Origin of the sequence: Fundidesulfovibrio terrae, assembly GCF_022808915.1 — a bacterium.
In the GTDB taxonomy this organism is placed as follows: Bacteria; Desulfobacterota; Desulfovibrionia; order Desulfovibrionales; family Desulfovibrionaceae; genus Fundidesulfovibrio; species Fundidesulfovibrio terrae.
On record NZ_JAKZFS010000004.1, the window covers coordinates 339,500 to 359,436 of the forward strand.

At 66.9% G+C, this 19,937-nt stretch carries 13 protein-coding genes; 8 read left to right on the plus strand and 5 right to left on the minus strand.

The window, feature by feature from the left end:
• Nucleotides 1-306: 306 nt before the first annotated feature.
• A complete protein-coding gene (locus ML540_RS14370) occupies nt 307-1,647 on the plus strand; it encodes a ferredoxin reductase family protein (RefSeq protein WP_243362477.1) in 1,341 nt (446 codons plus the stop codon).
• A gap of 12 nt (nt 1,648-1,659) precedes the next feature.
• On the opposite strand, the gene ML540_RS14375 is transcribed toward ML540_RS14370, so the two are convergent.
• Complete coding sequence (locus tag ML540_RS14375; RefSeq protein WP_243362480.1) at nt 1,660-2,817, minus strand: iron-containing alcohol dehydrogenase; 1,158 nt, start codon at nt 2,815-2,817, stop codon at nt 1,660-1,662.
• 375 nt (nt 2,818-3,192) lie between these two features.
• On the opposite strand from ML540_RS14375, the gene ML540_RS14380 reads away from it, so the two are divergent.
• The 4 genes from ML540_RS14380 (at nt 3,193) to ML540_RS14395 (ending at nt 11,439) form a co-directional block, all read left to right on the plus strand.
• Nucleotides 3,193-4,326, plus strand: coding sequence for an MdtA/MuxA family multidrug efflux RND transporter periplasmic adaptor subunit (locus tag ML540_RS14380; RefSeq protein ID WP_243362499.1), 1,134 nt, complete (start codon nt 3,193-3,195; stop codon nt 4,324-4,326).
• Nucleotides 4,326-7,436 (plus strand): MdtB/MuxB family multidrug efflux RND transporter permease subunit, encoded by a 3,111-nt coding sequence (locus tag ML540_RS14385; protein ID WP_243362502.1) that lies wholly within the window; start codon nt 4,326-4,328, stop codon nt 7,434-7,436. The genes ML540_RS14380 and ML540_RS14385 overlap by 1 nt, the downstream gene beginning before the upstream one ends.
• Nucleotides 7,437-7,440: 4 nt before the next feature.
• Nucleotides 7,441-10,542: a multidrug efflux RND transporter permease subunit gene (locus tag ML540_RS14390; RefSeq protein WP_243362513.1), complete on the plus strand. Its 3,102-nt coding sequence runs from the start codon at nt 7,441-7,443 to the stop codon at nt 10,540-10,542.
• A gap of 84 nt (nt 10,543-10,626) precedes the next feature.
• The gene (locus tag ML540_RS14395) at nt 10,627-11,439 is read left to right on the plus strand and encodes an undecaprenyl-diphosphate phosphatase (protein WP_243362515.1); all 813 of its coding nucleotides are present in this window, start codon (nt 10,627-10,629) and stop codon (nt 11,437-11,439) included.
• Nucleotides 11,440-11,489: 50 nt separating this feature from the next.
• On the opposite strand, the gene ML540_RS14400 is transcribed toward ML540_RS14395, so the two are convergent.
• Entirely contained in the window at nt 11,490-12,227 is a 738-nt protein-coding gene (locus ML540_RS14400; RefSeq protein ID WP_243362517.1) for a tetratricopeptide repeat protein, read from the minus strand.
• A 237-nt stretch (nt 12,228-12,464) separates the two neighbouring features.
• Between ML540_RS14400 and ML540_RS14405 the strand changes: the two genes are divergently transcribed.
• Entirely contained in the window at nt 12,465-14,033 is a 1,569-nt protein-coding gene (locus ML540_RS14405; RefSeq protein ID WP_243362519.1) for a methyl-accepting chemotaxis protein, read from the plus strand.
• A gap of 54 nt (nt 14,034-14,087) precedes the next feature.
• Here the strand turns inward: ML540_RS14405 and ML540_RS14410 are convergent, their stop codons facing one another.
• Nucleotides 14,088-16,235: a PAS domain-containing sensor histidine kinase gene (locus ML540_RS14410; RefSeq protein WP_243362522.1), complete on the minus strand. Its 2,148-nt coding sequence runs from the start codon at nt 16,233-16,235 to the stop codon at nt 14,088-14,090.
• Between the two features lie 316 nt (nt 16,236-16,551).
• Between ML540_RS14410 and leuA the strand changes: the two genes are divergently transcribed.
• Nucleotides 16,552-18,249 carry a 2-isopropylmalate synthase gene (gene leuA, locus ML540_RS14415; protein ID WP_243362524.1) on the plus strand — a complete coding sequence of 566 codons (1,698 nt, stop codon included), beginning with the start codon at nt 16,552-16,554 and terminating at the stop codon, nt 18,247-18,249.
• Between the two features lie 72 nt (nt 18,250-18,321).
• Here the strand turns inward: leuA and ML540_RS14420 are convergent, their stop codons facing one another.
• Nucleotides 18,322-18,567, minus strand: a complete 246-nt coding sequence (locus ML540_RS14420) for a hypothetical protein (RefSeq protein WP_243362526.1) — start codon at nt 18,565-18,567, stop codon at nt 18,322-18,324.
• A gap of 63 nt (nt 18,568-18,630) precedes the next feature.
• Nucleotides 18,631-18,960: a hypothetical protein gene (locus ML540_RS14425; protein WP_243362528.1), complete on the minus strand. Its 330-nt coding sequence runs from the start codon at nt 18,958-18,960 to the stop codon at nt 18,631-18,633.
• Between the two features lie 190 nt (nt 18,961-19,150).
• Here ML540_RS14425 and ML540_RS14430 point away from each other — a divergent pair, with 190 nt between their 5' ends.
• Nucleotides 19,151-19,933, plus strand: a complete 783-nt coding sequence (locus tag ML540_RS14430; protein WP_243362530.1) for a DUF2092 domain-containing protein — start codon at nt 19,151-19,153, stop codon at nt 19,931-19,933.
• The last annotated feature ends 4 nt before the right edge of the window (nt 19,934-19,937 follow it).

Below are 19,937 nucleotides of genomic sequence, written 5' to 3' on the forward strand. Positions count from 1 at the left end.
ACCCCGAGGGGAAAGCCTATTTCCCCACTTAAAAAGAATAATCCCGGCGATTGGAGCGTGTCAACACGCGCCAAACGCCTCCCGCCAACAGAAACGGGCTCCCTTCGCGACAGATTCCGCCCATTGGGGGATGGCCCAAGGCGTCCGTCATGCTGCAGGTTTGAAAAAACAAGACAGTGTGGTACGGAGAGCGTTCTGTCGCAATCAGGTTGCGTGCGGTTGGTTCACCGGGACTGGTTTGCGTCCGTGGCGCTCGCCAAAGCCCAGGAGTCGATCCTCGCGCCATGCGTGGAAGGGGGCCTCCTCATGAAGACGCCTTTCAGATTCAAGCCCTGGCTGCTGGCCGGAGCGTACGCGGGCGTGATTGCCGCCCCTCCCGCAGTGGCCATGCTCTCGGGGCAGTGGGGCGACGGGGAGAGTCCCGTCTACCAGCTGGGCCGGTGCTGCGCCCTTTCGGCCTTCATGATCCTGTGCCTACAGGTGGCGCTGACCGGGAGGTACAAAGCGGTGGAGCGCCCCTTCGGCCTGGACGTGCTGGCGCGTTTCCACCGGCGCATGGCCATGGCCGGGGGCGTCCTGCTCCTGTGCCATCCTGTCCTTTTGGCCCTGGGCGGATTGGGATGGAGGATGTTCTTCACCCTGGATGTGCCCTGGTACATCTGGGCGGCCAAGACGGCCGCGGCCCTCTTGGCGATGAACCTGCTCGTGAGCCTGTTCCAGAGACGCCTGGGGCTGGGCTTCGAGGGCTGGCGGCGGCTCCACGGGCTTCTGGCGCCAGGCATCGTGGCCCTGGCCTTCACGCACAGCTGGTTCGTGAAATCCGGTTTCCCGGGCACGGCGTTGGCCTTGGCCTGGCCGGCCTTCGCCTTGGGGTCCCTGGCCCTCATGGCCTGGCACAGGATCCTGCGCCCGCTGCTGGCCGCCAGGAAGCCCTACACGGTGACGGCCGTGCGCCAGGAGGTTCCAGGCGTCTGGACCCTGGAGCTCGTTCCCCCCCAGGGGGAGGAGGCCTACGGATACCTGCCCGGCCAGTTCCACTTCCTGACCTTGCGCCGCGCGCCGGGCCTGCCCGTGGAGGAGCACCACTTCACCATCTCCTCAAGTCCCGCCCAGCGCGGATACGTCAGCTCCACCATCAAGGAATCCGGGGACTTCACGGCCACCATCGGCCGGACCGCGCCCGGCGACACCGCCGTGGTCCAGGCGGCCTTCGGACACTTCTCCTACCTGCTCCACCCTGAGGACACGGACATGGTGTTCCTGGCCGGAGGCATCGGCGTCACACCGCTCATGAGCATGCTGCGCCACATGCGCGACACGGCCTCGGACAACGCCGTGACCTTCCTCTACGCCAACCGCTCCCAGGCGGACATCGTCTTCGGCGAGGAGCTGGCCCGGATCGAGGCCGGGGGACATCCCCGCCTCACGGTGAAGCACATCCTCAGCCGTCCGGACCCGGGCTGGGAGGGTGAGACGGGGCATCTGGACGAGGAGAAGGTCCTGCGCCTTTGCGGGGGGAGCCTCGCGGGAAAGGCGTTCTACCTGTGCGGGCCGCCCGGGCTCGTGGCCGCGAGCCTGGAAGTCCTGAAGCGGCTTGGAATCCCCTCCCGGCGCATCCGCCGGGAGGTGTTCTCCTTCCTGGATTGAGCCGGTTCGTTCTCAGACCAACGCCGCCTCCAGGATGGCCGAAAGCTCGCCGGCGGTGAGCTCAACGGGGTTGCCTTTCATGCTGCTTGCCCGGGACGCCTTCTCCACGACCAGGGGGATGTCCGCCCGGGTCACGCCCAGGCGGGAGAGCGACGGGGTATCGAAACTGGCGCAGAGTTCTTCTATCCAGGCGGCGCAGTCTTGCGCGGTGGCCGACTGCTTGCCGGTCAGTATCCGGGCGGCCTCGGCATAGGCGGCCAGGGCCGGGCTTTGCGGCGTGCGTTCGCCCAACGCCGCGATGTTGGCCCGCACCACGAAGGGGAGCAGGCTGGCGCAGACCTGGCCGTGGGGCGCGTCGAAGAGTCCGCCCAGCGGGGCCGCGAATCCGTGCACCGCTCCGAGCTTGGCGTTGGCCAGGGCCATGCCCGAGAAAAGGCTGGCCAGGGCCATGTCTTCTCGGGCCGCGGCGTTCGAGCCGTCATCGAACGCCCGGCGCAGCGACCGGGCGGCGCGCGAAAGCCCCTCACGGCACAGGGCGCTGGTCAGGGGGTTGGCTTTGTTCGAGGTGAAGGCTTCCAGCAGCTGGGTCAGGGCGTCCAGGCCCGTGGCCGCCGTGACCTGCGGCGGAACGGTGAGCGTGAGCAGCGGGTCCACCAGGGCAATCGTCGGCAGCATCCTGGGCGAGCGCAGGCTCACTTTCACGCGTTGCGCTTTTGCGGTGAGCACCGCGTTGGCCGTGGCCTCGGCCCCGGTGCCCGCCGTGGTGGGCGCGGCGATGTGCGGCGCCGGGCGGTTTTCCAGGGGGCGGGCCTTGCCCACCACCTCCAGGTATTCGTAGATGTCGTCCGTGTTGGCCATGAGCGCCGCGACCGCCTTTCCTGCGTCCAGCGCTCCGCCGCCGCCGATGCTCACCACCAGGTCGCACCCGTTCTCGCGGGCCAGGGCCGCTCCGGACGCGGCCACCTCCACCGAGGGTTCGCCCGCCACCGGGAAGGTCACGGGCGGGAGACCCGCGTCGGCCAGGGCGGCGAGCGCCGCCGCGTGGCGCTCCGGGGTGCCCCCGGTCACCACCAGGGGGGTGCGGCCAAGCCCGGCGGCCAGCCCGGGAAGCCGGGAAATGGAACCGGGGCCGAAAACGATCCTTCCCGGAGCGGCGAATTCGAAATCCATGGCTACCTCGATGTTGGCGGGGCGCGCGCACGCGTTCTTTCAGGCTACCCCGGGCGCGGCGGTCAGGGCAAGGGCGACCGGATGGTCGGCTTCCGGATAATCTTTCGCCCTCATTGTTAGGCGTCTCGTAACCGGATCGCCCGTAGAGCCGACACACCCTTGTCCGGTCCCGTTCATCCTCGGCCGCGCGGCTCGCCCCCTCCCCCCGCCCTTACGTGTCGTGAAGCCGTAAGCGCCTTGTGATGGCGGTCGTTAGCGGATAGAAACGGGGGGGAATACCCACCGGAATGAACCGTTCTCCTTTGGGCAGGTAAACGTAAAATGTCTCTCGATTCATCCGACAATCTCCGCGACCAGCCTCGGCGCCCGGGGCGCATGATCGTCATCCTTGTGGTCCTCCTGGCCCTGGCCGGGGGGGTGTACTTCTTCCGGGGAAAATCCGCCGAATCGCCGCGCCAGGGCGGGCCGGGCAAGAGTTTCAAGCTTCCCGTGACCGTAACCGCGGTCGCCCGGAAGGACGTGGACCTGTACCTCTCGGGACTGGGCTCGGTGGTTCCCCTCCACACCGTGAACGTCAAGAGCCGCGTGGACGGGCACCTCATGGAGGTCTTTTTCAAGGAAGGGCAGACGGTCAAGGCCGGAGACCTCTTGGCGGTGATCGATTCGCGCCCCTTCCAGGCCCAGCTCGAGCAGGCCCAGGGCCAGATGGCCCGGGACAAGGCCCAGCTGGACAACGCCCGCAAGGACCTCAAGCGCTACGAAGACCTCATCACCACCGGGGCCATCGCCAAGCAGCAGCTGGACACCCAGGACGCCCTGGTGCGCCAGTACGAGGGCGCCACCAAGACCGACCAGGGCCAGATCGACAACGCCAAGCTCCAGATCACATACAGCCGCGTCACCGCGCCCATCACCGGGCGGGTGGGCCTCAGGCAGGTGGACCCGGGCAACATGATCCAGGCGTCCAACCAGACCCTTCTGGTCATTACCCAGATGGAGCCCATTTCCGTTGTGTTCACCATCCCCGAGGACAGCCTGCCCAGGGTTCTCGCGCGCATGAAGGCGGGCGGGGCCGTTCCCGTGGAGGCCTACGACCGCGAGCAGAAGCACAGGCTGGCCCAGGGCGTGCTTTTGACCGTGGACAACCAGATCGATCCCTCCACGGGCACGGTGAAGCTCAAGGCCCAATTCGACAACAGCGACTGGAGCCTTTTCCCCAACCAGTTCGTCAACGCCCGCATCCAGGTGGACACCCTGGCCGGGGCGCTGGTGGTTCCCGCTCCCGCAGTGCAGCGCGGACCGCAGGGGGCCACGGCCTTCGTGCTCAAGCAGGGCGGCACCGTCGAGGCCCGGCGCGTGGAGCCGGCAGAGACCGTGGAAGGCATGACCGTGATCCGCTCCGGGCTCGCGGCCGGTGAGCAGGTGGTGGTCGATGGCACCGAGCGGCTGCGCGACGGAGCCCCGGTGGAGGTGAAAGCGGAGGCCGGCGGGGAACGCCAGGGCGGCTGATGAACATTTCCAGCCCCTTCATCCGGCGTCCCGTGGCCACCACGCTCCTCATGGTGGCGGTGCTGCTGGCCGGGGCCATGGCCTACAGGCAGCTCCCCGTGGCCGCGCTGCCCCAGGTGGACTATCCCACCATCCAGGTGCGCACCTTCTATCCCGGAGCCAGCCCCGAGGTCATGGCCTCGTCCGTGACCGCGCCCCTGGAGCGCCAGTTCGGCCAGATGCCGGGCCTCACTCAGATGACGTCGAACAGCTCCAGCGGCTGTTCGGTGGTCACGCTGCAGTTCTCCCTCGACTTAAGCCTTGATGTGGCCGAACAGCAGGTTCAGGCGGCCATCAACGCCTCCTTCAACTTCCTGCCCAAGGACCTGCCCAACCCGCCGGTCTACAGCAAGGTCAACCCGGCCGACGCGCCCATTTTGACCCTGGCGCTGACTTCGGCCACGGTGCCCTTGCCCAAGGTGGAGGACCTGGCCGACACCCGCTTCGCCCAGAAGATATCCCAGCTGCCGGGCGTGGGCCTGGTGAGCCTGTCCGGCGGGCAGCGCCCGGCCGTGCGGGTGCACGCCAACCCGGCTGCCCTGGCCTCCTACGGCCTGACGCTCGAGGATTTGCGCGCGGCCATCGGCGCGGCCAACGTGGACCTGGCAAAGGGCAGCTTCGACGGCCCCAAGCAGGCCTCCATCATCGGAGCCAACGACCAGCTCTACACCAGCGAGGAGTACAAGCCCCTCATCATCGCCTACCGTAACGGCGCGCCGGTGAAGGTCTCGGACGTGGCCGACGTGGAGGACGGAGCCGAGGACGAGCGCCAGGCCGCCTGGGCCGACGCCTCGCCCGCGGTCATCGTCAACATCCAGCGCCAGCCCGGGGCCAACGTCATCGAGGTGGTGGACCGGGTCAAGCGGCTTATGCCCCAGCTCAAGGGCAGCCTGCCTCCCGGCGTGGACGTATCCGTGCTGACGGACCGCACCACCACCATCCGGGCCTCGGTGGAAGACGTGCAGTACGAGCTCATGCTGGCCGTGGCCCTGGTGGTCATGGTCATCTACCTGTTCCTGCGCAACCTCCCGGCCACCGCCATCCCGAGCGTGGCCGTGCCGCTCTCCCTGGTGGGCACCTTCGGGGCCATGTACCTGATGGGGTTCAGCCTGAACAACCTCTCGCTCATGGCCCTGACCATCTCCACGGGCTTCGTGGTGGACGACGCCATCGTCATGATCGAGAACGTGGCCCGATACGTGGAGCAGGGGGAGAACCCCTTCGAGGCGGCGCTCAAGGGATCGAAGCAGATCGGTTTCACCATCCTGTCGCTCACGGTGTCGCTCATCGCGGTGCTCATCCCGCTTCTGTTCATGAGCGACGTGGTGGGCAGGCTGTTTCGCGAGTTCGCCATCACCCTGGGGGTGTCCATCCTCATTTCGGCGGCGGTGTCGCTGACGCTGACCCCCATGATGTGCGCCAAGCTCCTGCGCCACATCCCCCCGGAGAAGGAGGGGCGCATCCACCAGTTCACCCAGCGCGGCTTCGACTGGGTGATCGAGCGCTACGGCGCAAGCCTCAAGTGGGTGCTGCGCCACCAGCCCATGGTCCTGCTGGTGGCCGTGGGCACCCTGGCGCTCACAGTAGCCCTGTACGTGTGGTCGCCCAAGGGCTTCTTCCCGGTGCAGGACACCGGGCTCATCGTGGGCATCTCCGAGGCCCCCCAGTCCATCTCCTTCCCGGCCATGGCCGAGCGCCAGCGCGAGCTTGCCGCCGTGATCCTCAAGGATCCGGCCGTTGAGAGCCTGTCGTCCTTCATCGGCGTGGACGGAACCAACGCGTCGCTTTCCAGCGGGCGCATCCAGATCAACCTGAAGCCCCTGGCCGAGCGCAAGTTGAGCGCCACCAAGGTCATCGAGCGCCTGCGGCCCCAGGTGGCCAAGGTCGGGGGCATCACCCTGCACCTGCAGCCCTCGCAGGACCTCACCGTGGACGTGCGCGTCTCCCGCACCCAGTTCCAGTACACTCTGGAAACCCCGGACGCAGCCGACCTCACACTGTGGGTCCCCCGCCTCGTGGACGCCTTGAAGCAGCGCCCGGAGCTTACGAGCGTGTCCTCCGACCTGCAGGACCGCGCCCCCCGGACCATGGTCACCATCGACCGGGCCACGGCCTCGCGCCTGGGGATCACCCCGCAGCAGATCGACGACACCCTCTATGACGCTTTCGGGCAGCGCCAGGTGTCCACCATCTACACCGAGCTCAACCAATACCGGGTGGTGCTGGCCGCCAAGCCCGGCATGCGCCGCGACGCATCGGACCTGGGAGCCATCTACCTGCGCTCCCAGGACGGCAGGCAGGTGCCGCTGACGGCCATCGCCCGGGTGGGCGATTCCTCCGGCCCCCTGGTGATAAACCGCCTGGCGCAGTTCCCGGTGGCCACGGTTTCCTTCGACGCCTCGCCCGGCAATTCGCTCGGCGACGCAGTGCGCGCCGTGGAGGAGGCGTCCGCCGGACTGAACATGCCGGCCAGCATACAGCGCGACTTCCAGGGCACGGCCAAGGCGTTCATGGCTTCGCTCTCCAACGAGGCATTGCTCATCCTGGCCGCCCTGGTCACCGTGTATATCGTGCTGGGCGTGCTCTACGAGAGCTACATCCACCCCGTGACCATCCTGTCCACGCTGCCCTCGGCCGGGGTCGGGGCGCTTCTGGCGCTTATGGTCTTCGGCATGGACCTGGACGTGCTGGCCATCATCGGCATCATCCTGCTCATCGGCATCGTGAAGAAGAACGGCATCATGATGGTGGACTTCGCCCTGGAGGCCGAGCGCGAGGAGGGCATGGCCCCCGAGGAGGCCATCTACCAGGCGTGCCTCCTGCGATTCCGCCCCATCATGATGACCACCATGGCGGCGCTCCTCGGCGCGCTGCCCCTGGCCATCGGCGGGGGCGTGGGCTCGGAGCTGAGGCGGCCGCTGGGCATCTGCATCATCGGCGGCCTGGTCATCAGCCAGCTTCTGACCCTCTACACCACGCCGGTGATCTACCTGGCCTTCGACAGGCTGTCGCGGCGCATGCGCGGCGTGCGGCCTGCAGAGGCCGGCCAGACCGGAGAGTTCGGAGCCTAGGGCCATGAACATCCCCGGAGTGTTCATCAAACGCCCGGTTGCCACAACGCTCCTGACCCTGGGGCTGGTGCTGGCCGGGATCATCAGCTTCCGGCTGCTGCCGGTCTCGCCCCTGCCCAGGGTGGACTTCCCCACCATCTCCGTGTCCGCCGGGCTGCCCGGGGCCGACCCCGAGACCATGGCCACCTCCGTGGCCGCGCCCCTGGAACGCCAGTTCGGTCGCATCGCGGGCGTCACCGAGATGACCTCCACCTGCTACCGGGGCTCGGCCAACATCACCCTGCAGTTCGACCTCAACCGGAACATCGACGGCGCGGCCCGCGACGTGCAAGCCGCCATCAACGCCGCCCGCAGCCAGCTGCCGTCCAACCTCCCCAACAACCCCACCTACCGCAAGGTCAACCCGGCCGACGCGCCCATCCTCATCCTGTCGCTCACCTCGGAAACCGTGAGCCGCGCGCGCATGTACGACGCGGCCACCACCATCCTGCAGCAGAAGCTCTCCCAGGTGGACGGGGTGGGGCAGGTGTTCGTGGGCGGCGGCGCGCTGCCCTCGGTGCGCGTGGAGCTCAACCCCGCGGCGCTGGCGCGCTACAACGTCAGCATGGAGGACGTGCGCGGGGTGCTGGCCGCCACCAACGCCAACCGGCCCAAGGGACAGCTGGCCGACGAGGCCACCTCCCGCGAGATCGACACCAACGACCAGCTCTCCAAGGCGTCGGAATATGAGCCGGTCATCGTGGCCTTCCGCTCGGGTTCGGCCGTCAAGCTCTCGGATGTGGCCGAGGTGAAGGACTCGGTGGAGGACGTGCGCACCCTGGGACTGGTGAACGCCACCCCGGCGGTGATGATCATCGTCTTCCGGCAGCCCGGGGCCAACATCATCGAGACCGTGGACAACGTGCGCGCCCTCATGCCCATGCTTGAGGCCAACCTGCCCGAGGGAGTGAAATTCTCGGCCGTGCTGGACCGCAGCCCGCCCATCCGGGCCTCGCTCGCCGAGGTGGAGCTGTCGCTGGTCATCTCGTGCCTGCTGGTGGTGCTGGTGGTGTTCGTGTTCCTGCGCACGCTCCGGGCCACGGTGATTCCCGGCGTGGCCGTGGTGGCCTCGCTCATAGGCACCTTCGGGGTGATGTACCTGGTGGGCTACAGCCTGGACAACCTCTCGCTCATGGCCCTGACCATCGCCACGGGCTTCGTGGTGGACGACGCCATCGTGGTGCTGGAAAACATCACCAGCCACCTGGAGCGCGGCCGGACGCCCTTCGAGGCGGCCATGCTCGGGGCCAAGGAGATCAGCTTCACCGTGGTCTCCATGAGCCTGTCGCTGGTGGCGGTGTTCATCCCCATCCTGCTCATGGGCGGCATCGTGGGCAGGCTCTTCCGGGAATTCGCCGTGACCCTGTCGGCGGCCATATTCATCTCCATGATCCTGTCGCTGACCACCACGCCCATGATGTGCGCGGCGCTGCTGCGGCACGGCGGCCAGGAGGGGATGGGGCGCTTCCAGCGGGCCAGCTCGCGCGTGTTCGACTCCCTGCACGCCCTCTACGAGAGGAGCCTGCGCTGGGCCATCCGCAGGAGGCGGCTCATGCTCGGGCTCACCATCGCCGCCGTGGCGCTGAACGTGGTGCTCTATTCGGCCGTGCCCAAGGGCTTCTTCCCCCAGCAGGACACCGGCAGGCTGGCCGGGGGCATCCAGGCCGCCCAGGACGTGTCTTTCCAGGACATGGCCAAGAAGCTAACGGCGGTGGTGGAGGTCATCAAGAAGGACCCCGACGTGGAGTACGTCATGGGCTTCACCGGCGGCGGGGGGCCGGGCGGGGCCACCACCAACACCGCGCGGATGTTCATCGCGCTCAAGCCCTTCGGCCAGCGCAAGGCCACCGCCGAGCAGGTGGTGGGCAGGCTCCGGGGCCGGCTTTCCCAGGTGCCGGGCGCTCCGGTGTTCCTGCAGCCCGTGCAGGAGTTGCGCGTGGGCGGCAGGCAAAGCAACGCCCTCTACCAGTACACCCTGCAGGGGGAGAGCTTCCAGGACGTGGGTGTGGCCGCCCCCCTGATGATGGCCAAGATGCGCGACATGCCCCTGGTCACGGACGTCAACAGCGACCAGCAGGACAAGGGCCTGCAGACCAGGCTGGTCATCGACCGGGCCACGGCCTCGCGCCTGGGCATAAACGCCCGGCTGGTGGACAACATCCTCTACGACGCCTTCGGCCAGCGCCAGGTGTCGGTCAACTACACGCTGCTCAACCAGTACCACGTGGTCATGGAGGTGGACCCCAGGTTCTGGCAGAGCCCGGAGAGCCTGAAGGACATCTACGTGCCCTCGTCCACGGGGACCATGGTGCCCCTGTCGGCTTTCGCGCGTTTCGAGCCGTCCTCCACCACGCTCGCCGTGAACCACCAGGGGCAGTTCCCCTCCACCACCATCTCCTTCAACCTGGCCCCGGGCGTGGCCCTGGGGCAGGCCGTGGCGGCCATCCAGGACGCGGCGGACAAGGCCGGTCTTCCTGCCGGGGTGCGCGGCACGTTCCAGGGCACGGCCCAGGCTTTCAAGGACGCCCTGGGCAACCAGCCGCTGCTTATCCTGGCGGCCCTGGCGGCGGTGTACATCGTGCTCGGCATGCTCTACGAGAGCTACGTCCACCCCGTGACCATCCTGTCCACGCTGCCCTCGGCCGGGGTGGGCGCGGTGACGGCGCTCATGATCACCGGCATCGACTTCTCGGTAATCGCCATCATCGGCGTCATCCTGCTCATCGGCATCGTGAAGAAGAACGGCATCATGATGGTGGATTTCGCCCTGGAGGCCCAGCGCGGCGAGGGCCTTCCCCCGGACGAGGCCATCTTCCAGGCGTGCCTCAAGCGCTTCCGGCCCATCATGATGACCACCATGGCCGCGCTTCTGGGCGCCCTGCCCCTGGCGCTCTCCTCGGGAGCGGGTTCGGAGCTGCGGCGGCCGCTGGGCGTCTCCATCATCGGCGGGCTGGTGGTCAGCCAGATGCTCACCCTGTACACCACCCCGGTGGTCTATCTGTACATGGACCGCTTCCGGGCCTTCGTGGCCAGGCTTCGCGGCAGGCAGCCCGCCGCGCGCGCGTAAGACTCGGGGCTTGCGCGCGGCCCCGGCATGGAATAACCCGGCCCGGCCGCAGCCACACAGCAACTTAAACAGGATCGATCCCGCATGACCTGGTTTCAGAACATTCTTTTCGCCCTGGTGCAGGGCGTGTCCGAGCTGTTCCCGGTGAGCAGCGTGGCCCACGGGGTGCTCACTCCCTGGTTCTTCGGCTGGGACTTGAGCCCCGTGTTCCTCAAGGAGCATTTCCTGCCCTACGTCGTCATGCTGCACCTGGGCACGTGCCTCGCGCTGCTGCTCTATTTCCTGGAGGACTGGAAGCGCATCGCGTCGTCCTTGTGGAACAAGGACGGCAAACGCGAGCTTCTGCTGGTGGTGGCCGGAACCGTGCCTCCCGCCGTGCTGGGTTTCGCCTTCGAGAAATCCCTGCGGCGCATCTTCGCCAGCGTCACCAGCGCGGCGGTGTTCCTCATCGTCAACGGAGTGCTGCTGTTCGTGGGGGAGCGGCTCAAGGCGCGGGGCAGCAAGCGCCTGGAGGACCTGTCCATGCCCCAGGCCCTGACCGTGGGGTTCTTCCAGTCTTTGGCCCTGATCCCCGGATTCTCGCGCTCCGGAGCCAGCATGGTGGGGGGATTCCTCTTCGGGCTCACCCATGAGGAGGCGGTGCGCTATTCGATGCTGCTGGCCACGCCTATCATCATGGGGGCCACCATCCTGGAAGCCCCCAAGCTCCTGGCGGCCGACGTGGGGGACCTTCTTTCCCAGTCCCTGGCCGGCGGGGCGGTGGCCGGAGCGGCGGCCTTCGCCAGCGTGTGGCTCATGATCCGGTGGTTCAGGAGGCACGAGGTCAACGCCATGTGGCCGTTTTCGCTCTACTGCCTGGCCCTGGGCTCGGTGGTGCTTCTGTCTCGGGCGTTGTAACCGTCGGCGGGCCGCATTTTCGCGCCGGAAAGGAACGCGCGGCGCGTGACTTAGGTGTCCGCCGGCATCTTCTCGCAGTAGTTCAGGAACTTCCGGGCCTCGTTGAATCCCGGATTGAGGGCCAGCGCCTGGCTCAGGCGCAGCTTGCAGTTCGGAATATCCTTCTTGTCGAAGTACACCCGGGCCAGGTTGAACAGAACGTGGTCGTCGCCTGGGTTGATCTCCAGGGCCTTTTCCAGAAAAGCGATGGCCTGGTCGAAGTGGCCGTTTTTGCGCAGGCGCACCCCGAAGGAGTTGAGCCGCTCGCGGTGCTCGATGGCGAAGGCGTCCTCCAGGCCCATGAGAACCCGGAGCACCTTGAGCAGTTTCTCAAACTCGTTTTTCTCCGTGTAGACCTCTCCCAGGCCGTAGTTGGCCTCCACGTTGTTTTCGTCGATCATCAGGGCCTTGACGAATTCCCTCTCGGCGGCGTCGAGCTGGCCGTCCTGGAGGTATTCCTCGCCCTTGGAGATCTTTTCGTAGAGCGACTTGAGCGCCGGGACAGTGTTGGCCTGGTAGTATCCGGGCTCGGGAGTGTATTCGGCCAGGAACTTGTCGCTCTTGATGAAGTCCCGCAATCCGGACGGCACGTGGTAGATGTTGAGGGGCTGGATGTCGAAGTTCTCGTCGCTCAACTGGCGGGCGAACCAATAGGTGAGCTTCTGGTGCTGCGTGCGCGTGGTCCCGGTCCCCACTTCGGTGAGGACGCGGTGGGAGTAGACCCCCAGGACGATCGGATATTCGGGCATTGTGCGGCGAACCTTCCCTGTGTGATGAATGTCGAGTTGCATGCCGATAGCGCGGAATACTCGCGCTGTACATCCATTTGTGCGCACGGCGGGCCTGGCCTGCACGCGGCATGCAGCCTGGAAGAAACGCCTGGGCGATTTCATTGCGCCGGGTCTTTCGGATTATCCGTGTTGGGGGTATTGCTACCGGAAATGTGGTGACGCATTCCGGAAACGCCCCCAGGAGAGGTCTGCACGATGCAACGCAAATCCATAACGCTCATGATGGTTGCCGCGGCCGCGACGCTTGTTTCGGGTGTCCTGGGCCTTTGGCTCGGCAGCGCCCAGGCGCTCTGGACAGGAGGCATGGCGGTAGGGGCGTGCTTCGCGGCCGCGCTGGCCGCCGGAATTGTCGCGGCGGGCTCCGCCGGGGCTTCGGACCGTGTGGAGGCGTTCCTGCGCCGCGTGGCCGGGGGCGACTACAAGGTGTCCCTGGATGGCGGCGGGGAGAGCGCCCTGGAGACGGCCGCGCGCGGCGCTGTGGGGCGTCTGAAGAATGACCTGGGATTCTCGCGCGGCGTGCTCATGGGCATGGCCACCCCCTGCGTTGTGGTGGACAACGACGAAGTGTTGCGCTTCACCAACAGGAACCTTTTGCGCATCCTGGAGCAGGACGGCGCTCCCGAGGATTATTACGGGCAGAACGTGGCCCACTTCTTCTACGGGGACTCCACCCGCCAGACCGTGCTCGGCGTGGCCATGCGCGAACGCCGGGAGATCACCAAGGAGGTGGAGCTCACCGGCCGCAAGGGCGGCAAGCGCAACATCCGCATCGACGCATCCCCCCTCTACGACCTGGACGGTCGGCTGATGGGCTCGCTCTGCGTCTATGCCGACCTCACCGACCTGCGCGTCCAGGAGGCCGTGCTCGTCGGCGTCAACCAGGCCATCGCCCGGACCGCCGAGCAGGCGGACGCGAGCGGCGGCCAGGTGGCCCAGGCGGTCCAGGAGCTGTCCGGGCTGGTGAGCCGCTCCCGCGACGGGGCCGAGAAGCAGCGCAGCCGCATGGGCGAGACCGCCGGGGCCGTGGAAGAGATGAGCGTCACGGTGACGGAAATGGCGCAAAGCGCCTCCCTGGCCGCCGACACTTCGGGCAACGCCCGGCGCAAGGCGCAGGAGGGCGCGGCCATCGTGGGCCAGGTGGTGGCGGGCATCGGGGATGTGGAATCCCAGGCGCGCGCCCTCAAGGCCGACATGGACGCGCTGGGCAGGCGGGCGGCGGGCATCGGACAGGTGCTGGGCGTCATCTCGGACATCGCCGACCAGACCAACCTCCTGGCGCTCAACGCGGCCATCGAGGCGGCACGGGCGGGCGAGGCCGGACGCGGCTTCGCCGTGGTGGCCGACGAGGTGCGCAAGCTGGCCGAGAAGACCCAGAACGCCACCAAGGAAGTGGAGACGGCCATCCGGGGCATCCAGGAGGAGACCGGCAAGAACGTGGACAACGTGGACCGGGCCGTGAAGACCATCGAGCAGGCCACGCTCCAGGCCGCCCGGAGCGGCGAGGCCCTGAGCGAGATCGTGGGGCTCATCGACGAGGCATCCGGGCAGGTGCGTTCCATCGCCACCGCGTCCGAACGCGAGTCGGCCTCTGCGGATGCCGTCCGGCGATCCGTGGAGGATGTCAGCGCCATCTCGTCCGAAACAGCGCAGGCCATGACCCAGGCGTCGCGGGCCGTAGCCGGGCTGGCGGACCAGGCCCAGGTGCTGCTCGGCCTCATCAGGCGGATGCGGGAAGATGGAGGGGGCCAAGCCGCCCTGACCTAGGGTGGGAGCGTCAGGACCCTAAAAACATATTCTATGGTTTTCAGGGACGCGGCACTAGGCGGACTGCGGCGGCGTCAGCGGCAGGCGGATGGTGAAGGTGGAGCCTTGTCCGGGCTTGGACTCCACCTGGATCGTGCCCTTGTGGTTGGACGTGACGATGAAATAGGACACCGAAAGCCCAAGCCCCGTGCCTTCGCCGGGCGGCTTGGTGCTGAAGAAGGGTTCGAAGACGCGGTGGCACACGTCCTCGGGGATGCCCGGCCCGTTGTCCTCCACCTCCACCCTGGCCATTGACCCCTCCCTGCGGGTGCGCAGGGTGATCCTCGGCGGCGGGCCGTCCTTGCCGCGCCCGCGCATGGCCTGGGCGGCGTTGCGCAGCAGGTTCAGGAAAACCTGCTCGATTTGGGTGGCCGCGCAGGGCACCAGGGGCAGGTCCGGGTCGTAGTCCGTGACGATTTCTATCTTGCGGAAATCATACTTCTTCTTGAGGTCGTAATCCGTGGAACTGAGCTCCACGGATTTGTCCAACAGGACGCTCAGGTCCGTGGGGGCCTGGAGGGATTCGCCCTTGCGGCTGAAATCGAGCATGCTCGCGACGATGTGGGCGGCCCGCACCGCCGACTCCCGCACCCCGGCGATAAGGGGGATGATCTCGCGGCGGTTCAGGTAGTCGAGCATGGCCTTGAAATCGATTCCCGCCTTGGCCGCGGCTTCCTGGTTGACCTTGGGGAGCGGGTCGAGGCGGCGCAGGATGACCTGCACCCCCTGCACGATGCCCCCGAGCGGATTGTTGATCTCGTGGGCCATGCCCGCGGCCAGGCCGCCAACGCTCATCATCTTCTCGGTCTGCACCATGATCCCCTCAAGCCTGACGCGCTCGGTGACGTCCTCGATGATGAGCACCACATGGCCGGGGCCCGGGGCTTCGAGCGGGTACACCAGCACGTCCGCCAGGCGCAGGCCCTCAGTGGACGGCAGGGGGATCTTCTCCAGCTTCAGGGTCCTGTTCCCGGCGCGCACGGCCTCCAGTTCCTCCCGCCTGACCGGCAGGCGCGGCAAAACCTCCAGGATATCCAGCCCGGAAACCTCCAGGGAGCGTTTCCCGAAGAAGTCCTGGGCTTTGCGGTTGAAGTGGGTGATGCGGCCCAGGCCGTCGGCCCCGATGACCGCGGCGGGCAGGGAGTCGATGATGTTGGTGATGAGCCTGTGCGAACTTTCCAGCTGGGCTTCCACCCGCTTGTGCTCGCTGATGTCGGCGATGATGCCCACCAGCCCCAGGAAAGTCCCGTCCTGCGCCTCGAGCCGCTGCCCGGAGAGGTGTCCCCAGAATTCGCTCCCATCGGCCCGGATGTAGCGACGCTCCAGGGTCACGTGGTCCAATTCCCCGGTCAGGAGCCTTCGCATGTTCTCCCCGCCCTGGGCGCGCTGGTCGGGATGGACGAGTTCAGAATATTGCTTGCCGAGAACACCGCCGGGTGGATAGCCGAAAAGTTCGGACGTCCTGTTGTTGGCCAGCACCACCGTCCCGCCATGGTCCACCTGGAAAATGGCCGAGGGCGAGGTCTCGAAGATGACCCGCAGGCGCCCTTCGTTCTCGCGCAGGGCCTTTTCGGCGTTCTTGCGTTCGGTGATGTCCCGGAAGATGCCCTCCACACCCAGGATGTTCCCCTGTGCGTCGCGGTGGTAGCCGCTGCTGGTGGAGACCACCACCGGCGAGCCGTCCTTGCGCTTGAGAACAACCTCGAAGTCGCGCACGGAGCCGTTTTTCTCGATCAGCTTCATGAATTGCTCGCGTTCGGCGGGCTTGTTCCAGAAGCTTTCGTTGGGGCGCCCCTGCATCTCGTCCAGGGAGTCGTAACCCAATACGGCCAGGGCCGAGGGGCTGACCATGACCAGCCTGCCGTCCTTGTCGGTCTGGTAGTAGACGTCGGAGATGTTCTCGATGACCGTGCGGTAGCGGGCCTCGCTTTCCTCCAGAGCGGACAACTGGGTGCGGGTCTTGTGGTCGTGGCGCCTGAAGGCCCCATAGAGCAGGAGCGCGGTGACGCTGATGAAGACCCAACCCTTGATGGTCTGGACCCACGCCAGCAGCTCCGGCCTGGCCGAGAACAGGGCGTCGGCGGCGGCGTCGGAGAAGAGAATCCAGCACGCGCCCGCCGCGGCGTACGCGGCGCTGACCTTGGCGGCCTTTGAGAGAGTCATGAAACTGCCTCGAACATATGATGGCATTAGCTTTTGCCACGTGTTTGCACAACCCGTATTCCGTTATTTGAGCAAATGTCCACCGGGCGGCTCTCCGGCGAAAGCCGCAAAATTGCGTCCCAAGCGTTGACAAACAGGCCGGGGATTGAATATTTGAACCCCATGACTGCGGTCACACGTCCTTTCGCCTCCTTCCTCCTGCTGCTACTGCCCCTCGCGGGCAAATAATCGTTTTTTTCCTTTCTCCATCGGTAATCCATCGTCCGCCCGCCCAAGGCGGGATCAGCATACGTACATTCGAGCAGGAGACAGCCACATGCAGCCAGGCGTTTCAGGTAAGTACCGTCCTTTCCCCACCGTGCCCCTCAAGGATCGAACCTGGCCGGACAAGACCATCACTCGCGCCCCGGCCTGGCTCTCCACGGACCTGCGCGACGGCAACCAGGCCCTGTTCGAGCCCCTGGACCCGGCAGGCAAGCTCAAGCTCTTCCGGATGCTCACGGACATCGGGTTCAAGGAGATCGAGGTGGCCTTCCCCTCGGCCTCCCAGACCGATTTCGACTTCGTGCGCGAGCTGATCGAGAAGGGGCACATCCCGGCCGACGTGACCATCTGCGCGCTCAGCCAGTGTCGGGAGCACCTCATCCGGCGCACCATGGAGTCCCTGGTCGGCGCGCGCCGGGCCATCGTGCACATCTACGCCGCCGTGTCCCCGGTCTACATGGAGAAAATCTTCGCCAAGACCCCGGCCGAGGTGGTGGAGATGGCCGTTTCGTCCACGAAACTCATCCGAGAGCTGGCCGCCGCGCAGCCTGACACCGAGTGGGTGCTGGAATTCAGCCCCGAGCACTTTTTCGCCTCGGAGCTGCCCTTCGCCCGAGAGATCTGCGACGCCGTGGCCGAGGCCTGGGGGGCCACGCCGGAGAGAAAGCTCATCGTCAACCTGCCCGGCACCGTGGAGATGACCACCCCCAACGTGTTCGCCGACCGCATCGAGTGGATGTGCCGCAACCTGAAGCACCGCGAGTCCATGGTCATAAGCGTGCATACCCACAACGACCGGGGCACCGCCGTGGCCGCCGCGGAGCTTGCCCTCATGGCCGGGGCCGAGCGCGTGGAGGGCTGCCTCTTCGGCAACGGCGAGCGCACCGGCAACGCCGACCTGATGACCCTGGCGCTCAACCTCTACACCCAGGGCGTGGCCTCGGGCCTGAACTTCTCGGAGCTGGACAAGATCGCCCGGGCCAACGAGGAGCTCACCGGCCTGCCCGTGCACCCGCGCCACCCCTACGCGGGCGACCTGGTGTTCACGGCGTTCTCCGGCTCCCACCAGGACGCCATCAAGAAGGGCATGGCCGGGCGCGGCGGAGCCGACGCCTGGGAGGTGCCCTACCTGCCCGTGGACCCCGAGGACCTGGGCCGGGGGTACGACTCCATCGTGCGGGTGAACAGCCAGTCCGGCAAGGGAGGCGTGGCCTACCTCATGGAGACCGCCCATGGGCTGGTCATGCCGAGAAGGCTGCAGGTGGAGTTCTCCGGAGCGGTGCAGCGCCACGCGGACGCCAAGGGCGGCGAGATCACCCCCCACGCCCTGTGGGAGCTCTTCTCGGCCGAATACCTGAAGCTCAGAAAGCCCGTGCTCTATGCCGGGCACCATCTCATCGAGCGGGCCAAGGGGCAGGGGATCAGCCTCACGGTGAGCGTGGACAAGAAGACCATCGGGCTGTCCGGCAAGGGCAACGGCCCTATCGACGCGGCGGTGCACGCCCTGGGCATGCCCATCTCCCTGCACTCCTACGAGGAGCGGGCCGTGAGCCAGGGCGCCGACTCCAAGGCCGTGGCCTTCGTGGAGGTGTCCATGGAGGGGGTCAAGGGCATGACCTTCGGGGTGGGCATCCACGAGAACATTGTGACCGCCTCCATCAAGGCCGTGGTGAGCGCGGTGAACCGGCTTTTGACCATGGCACCCAAGGAGTTGCGGACAAGCCTGCTGGAAGGGCTCGTGGAAGACTGAGCCCGGAAGGACACTCCCCGCATCCGGAGCGCGCGAGCGCGCTCCGGGCGCGGAGGTCTCGAAAACGCGGCGCTAGTTGAGCCAGGGCTCGAAGAGTTTGTGCACCTCGCGCATCTCGGCCTCCATCTCGGCGAAGGACGGCTTCTGCACGGGGTGGCGGGTGATGATGGTCTGGCGGACGATCATGGCGAACTCGTCCCAGCGGGCCAGGCCGTAGACCTCGGACAGCAGGAAGAACGCCTCCTTGCGGACCTCGGGATCGTTCAGATCCTTTCTTTCGCCCGCGAAGAAGCTTTTGACCTTTTCAATCCATTCCATTGCAAACCTCCTGCGGATCGTTGCGTGGGCGCTCGCCGCCAGGGCGGGCGCTGAAACGGCCGGCTATTGGGGATAGGCCGTGCGGCAATACCGCTGGCACCAATCGCGGGCGGCGTCGGCCGCGCCCGCGCAGTCGGAGCCGATGTACTGCCAGGTCTGCGGGCCGTGGATGGCCTCGCATTCAGCCCTGCATTTCTCCTGCGACTCCTGCTTCGTGTTCATGACCACCGTATAGGGATCGCACACGGAGATGGTGTCGCACGAGCCGTTCCTGCCTTCGCCGTATTGGTAGCAGAATCCCTTGAACTCGGATTCGGTCATGGGCCTGACCGGCCCGCACCCTCCGGCGAGAAAAACCGCCCCCGCGAGGACGGCCAACATCATTGCGCGCATGGACGCCTCCTTGCCCCGGCGCGGGAAGCTGTACCGGACGCTTCGCCAAGGCCACATCATGAATACATGGTAGCGGGCAGAAATCAATACGCCGGAGCCCGTCCGGACTTGACGGAAATCCCCTCCTGGAGACATATGCTTGAGTCATTCCCTGCCGTTTAAAGGGACACCGTCCTTGAGGAGGCTCTTCATGCGCGTGAAAACCCTTTTCGTCGCGGCCCTGGCGGCCGCGCTCCTGTGGAGCGCCTGCCCGGCCCGGGCGCAGCAGGGGACGGACGCCCAGGCCGAGGCGGTCATGCGGTCCTGCTGCCAGCGCCTGGCCGGACTTACGGCCTATTCCTTCATCGCCGAGGTGGACCGCGACTACGCCTACCCCACGGGCGACTCGGTGCGCATCTCCCAGACCCTGACCGTGTCCGTGGCCAAGCCGGACCGCTTCCGCCTGCTCGTGGACGGGGACGACCGGGATATGGAGTACGTCTACGACGGCAAGATCCTCACGGCCTACGACGCCGACGTCGGCGCCTACGGGGTCATGGAGGGGCGCGGCACCACTGACGCCACCGTGCGCCACGTCATCGACCAGTACGGCGTGCAGGCCCCGCTGGCCAACCTGCTCTACGCCGACCCCTGCGGCTCCATGGACCTGGACGCTGTGACCGGGCGCTACCTGGGCCTGCACATGGCGGCCGGGCGCGTGTGCCACCACATGATCTTCTTCGGCCAGGACATGAACTGGCAGATCTGGGTGGACGAGCAGGACGGCCTGCCCCGCAAGCTGGTGGTCACGGACAAGAGCCTGCCCGGATGGCCCCAGTACACGGCCGTCATGACCAAGTGGAACACCGGGGCCAGGTTCCCGGCCAAGACCTTCACATTCATCCCGCCCAAGGACGCCCGCAAGATTCCGGTGCTGCCCGTGGGACAGGGACAACCCACTCAACCGGGCCAGCCGGGCGCCGCGGGCAATTAGGAGG

Excerpts from the sequence above, each read along its gene's own strand:
- ML540_RS14375 (WP_243362480.1), bottom strand. The coding sequence starts at position 2,817 with ATGGATTTCGAATTCGCCGCTCCGGGAAGGATCGTTTTCGGCCCCGGT.
- ML540_RS14395 (WP_243362515.1), top strand. The coding sequence starts at position 10,627 with ATGACCTGGTTTCAGAACATTCTTTTCGCCCTGGTGCAGGGCGTGTCC.
- ML540_RS14385 (WP_243362502.1), top strand. The coding sequence starts at position 4,326 with ATGAACATTTCCAGCCCCTTCATCCGGCGTCCCGTGGCCACCACGCTC.
- ML540_RS14430 (WP_243362530.1), top strand. The coding sequence starts at position 19,151 with ATGCGCGTGAAAACCCTTTTCGTCGCGGCCCTGGCGGCCGCGCTCCTG.
- ML540_RS14400 (WP_243362517.1), bottom strand. The coding sequence starts at position 12,227 with ATGCCCGAATATCCGATCGTCCTGGGGGTCTACTCCCACCGCGTCCTC.
- leuA (WP_243362524.1), top strand. The coding sequence starts at position 16,552 with ATGCAGCCAGGCGTTTCAGGTAAGTACCGTCCTTTCCCCACCGTGCCC.
- ML540_RS14410 (WP_243362522.1), bottom strand. The coding sequence starts at position 16,235 with ATGACTCTCTCAAAGGCCGCCAAGGTCAGCGCCGCGTACGCCGCGGCG.
- ML540_RS14420 (WP_243362526.1), bottom strand. The coding sequence starts at position 18,567 with ATGGAATGGATTGAAAAGGTCAAAAGCTTCTTCGCGGGCGAAAGAAAG.
- ML540_RS14370 (WP_243362477.1), top strand. The coding sequence starts at position 307 with ATGAAGACGCCTTTCAGATTCAAGCCCTGGCTGCTGGCCGGAGCGTAC.
- ML540_RS14380 (WP_243362499.1), top strand. The coding sequence starts at position 3,193 with ATGATCGTCATCCTTGTGGTCCTCCTGGCCCTGGCCGGGGGGGTGTAC.
- ML540_RS14390 (WP_243362513.1), top strand. The coding sequence starts at position 7,441 with ATGAACATCCCCGGAGTGTTCATCAAACGCCCGGTTGCCACAACGCTC.
- ML540_RS14425 (WP_243362528.1), bottom strand. The coding sequence starts at position 18,960 with ATGCGCGCAATGATGTTGGCCGTCCTCGCGGGGGCGGTTTTTCTCGCC.
- ML540_RS14405 (WP_243362519.1), top strand. The coding sequence starts at position 12,465 with ATGCAACGCAAATCCATAACGCTCATGATGGTTGCCGCGGCCGCGACG.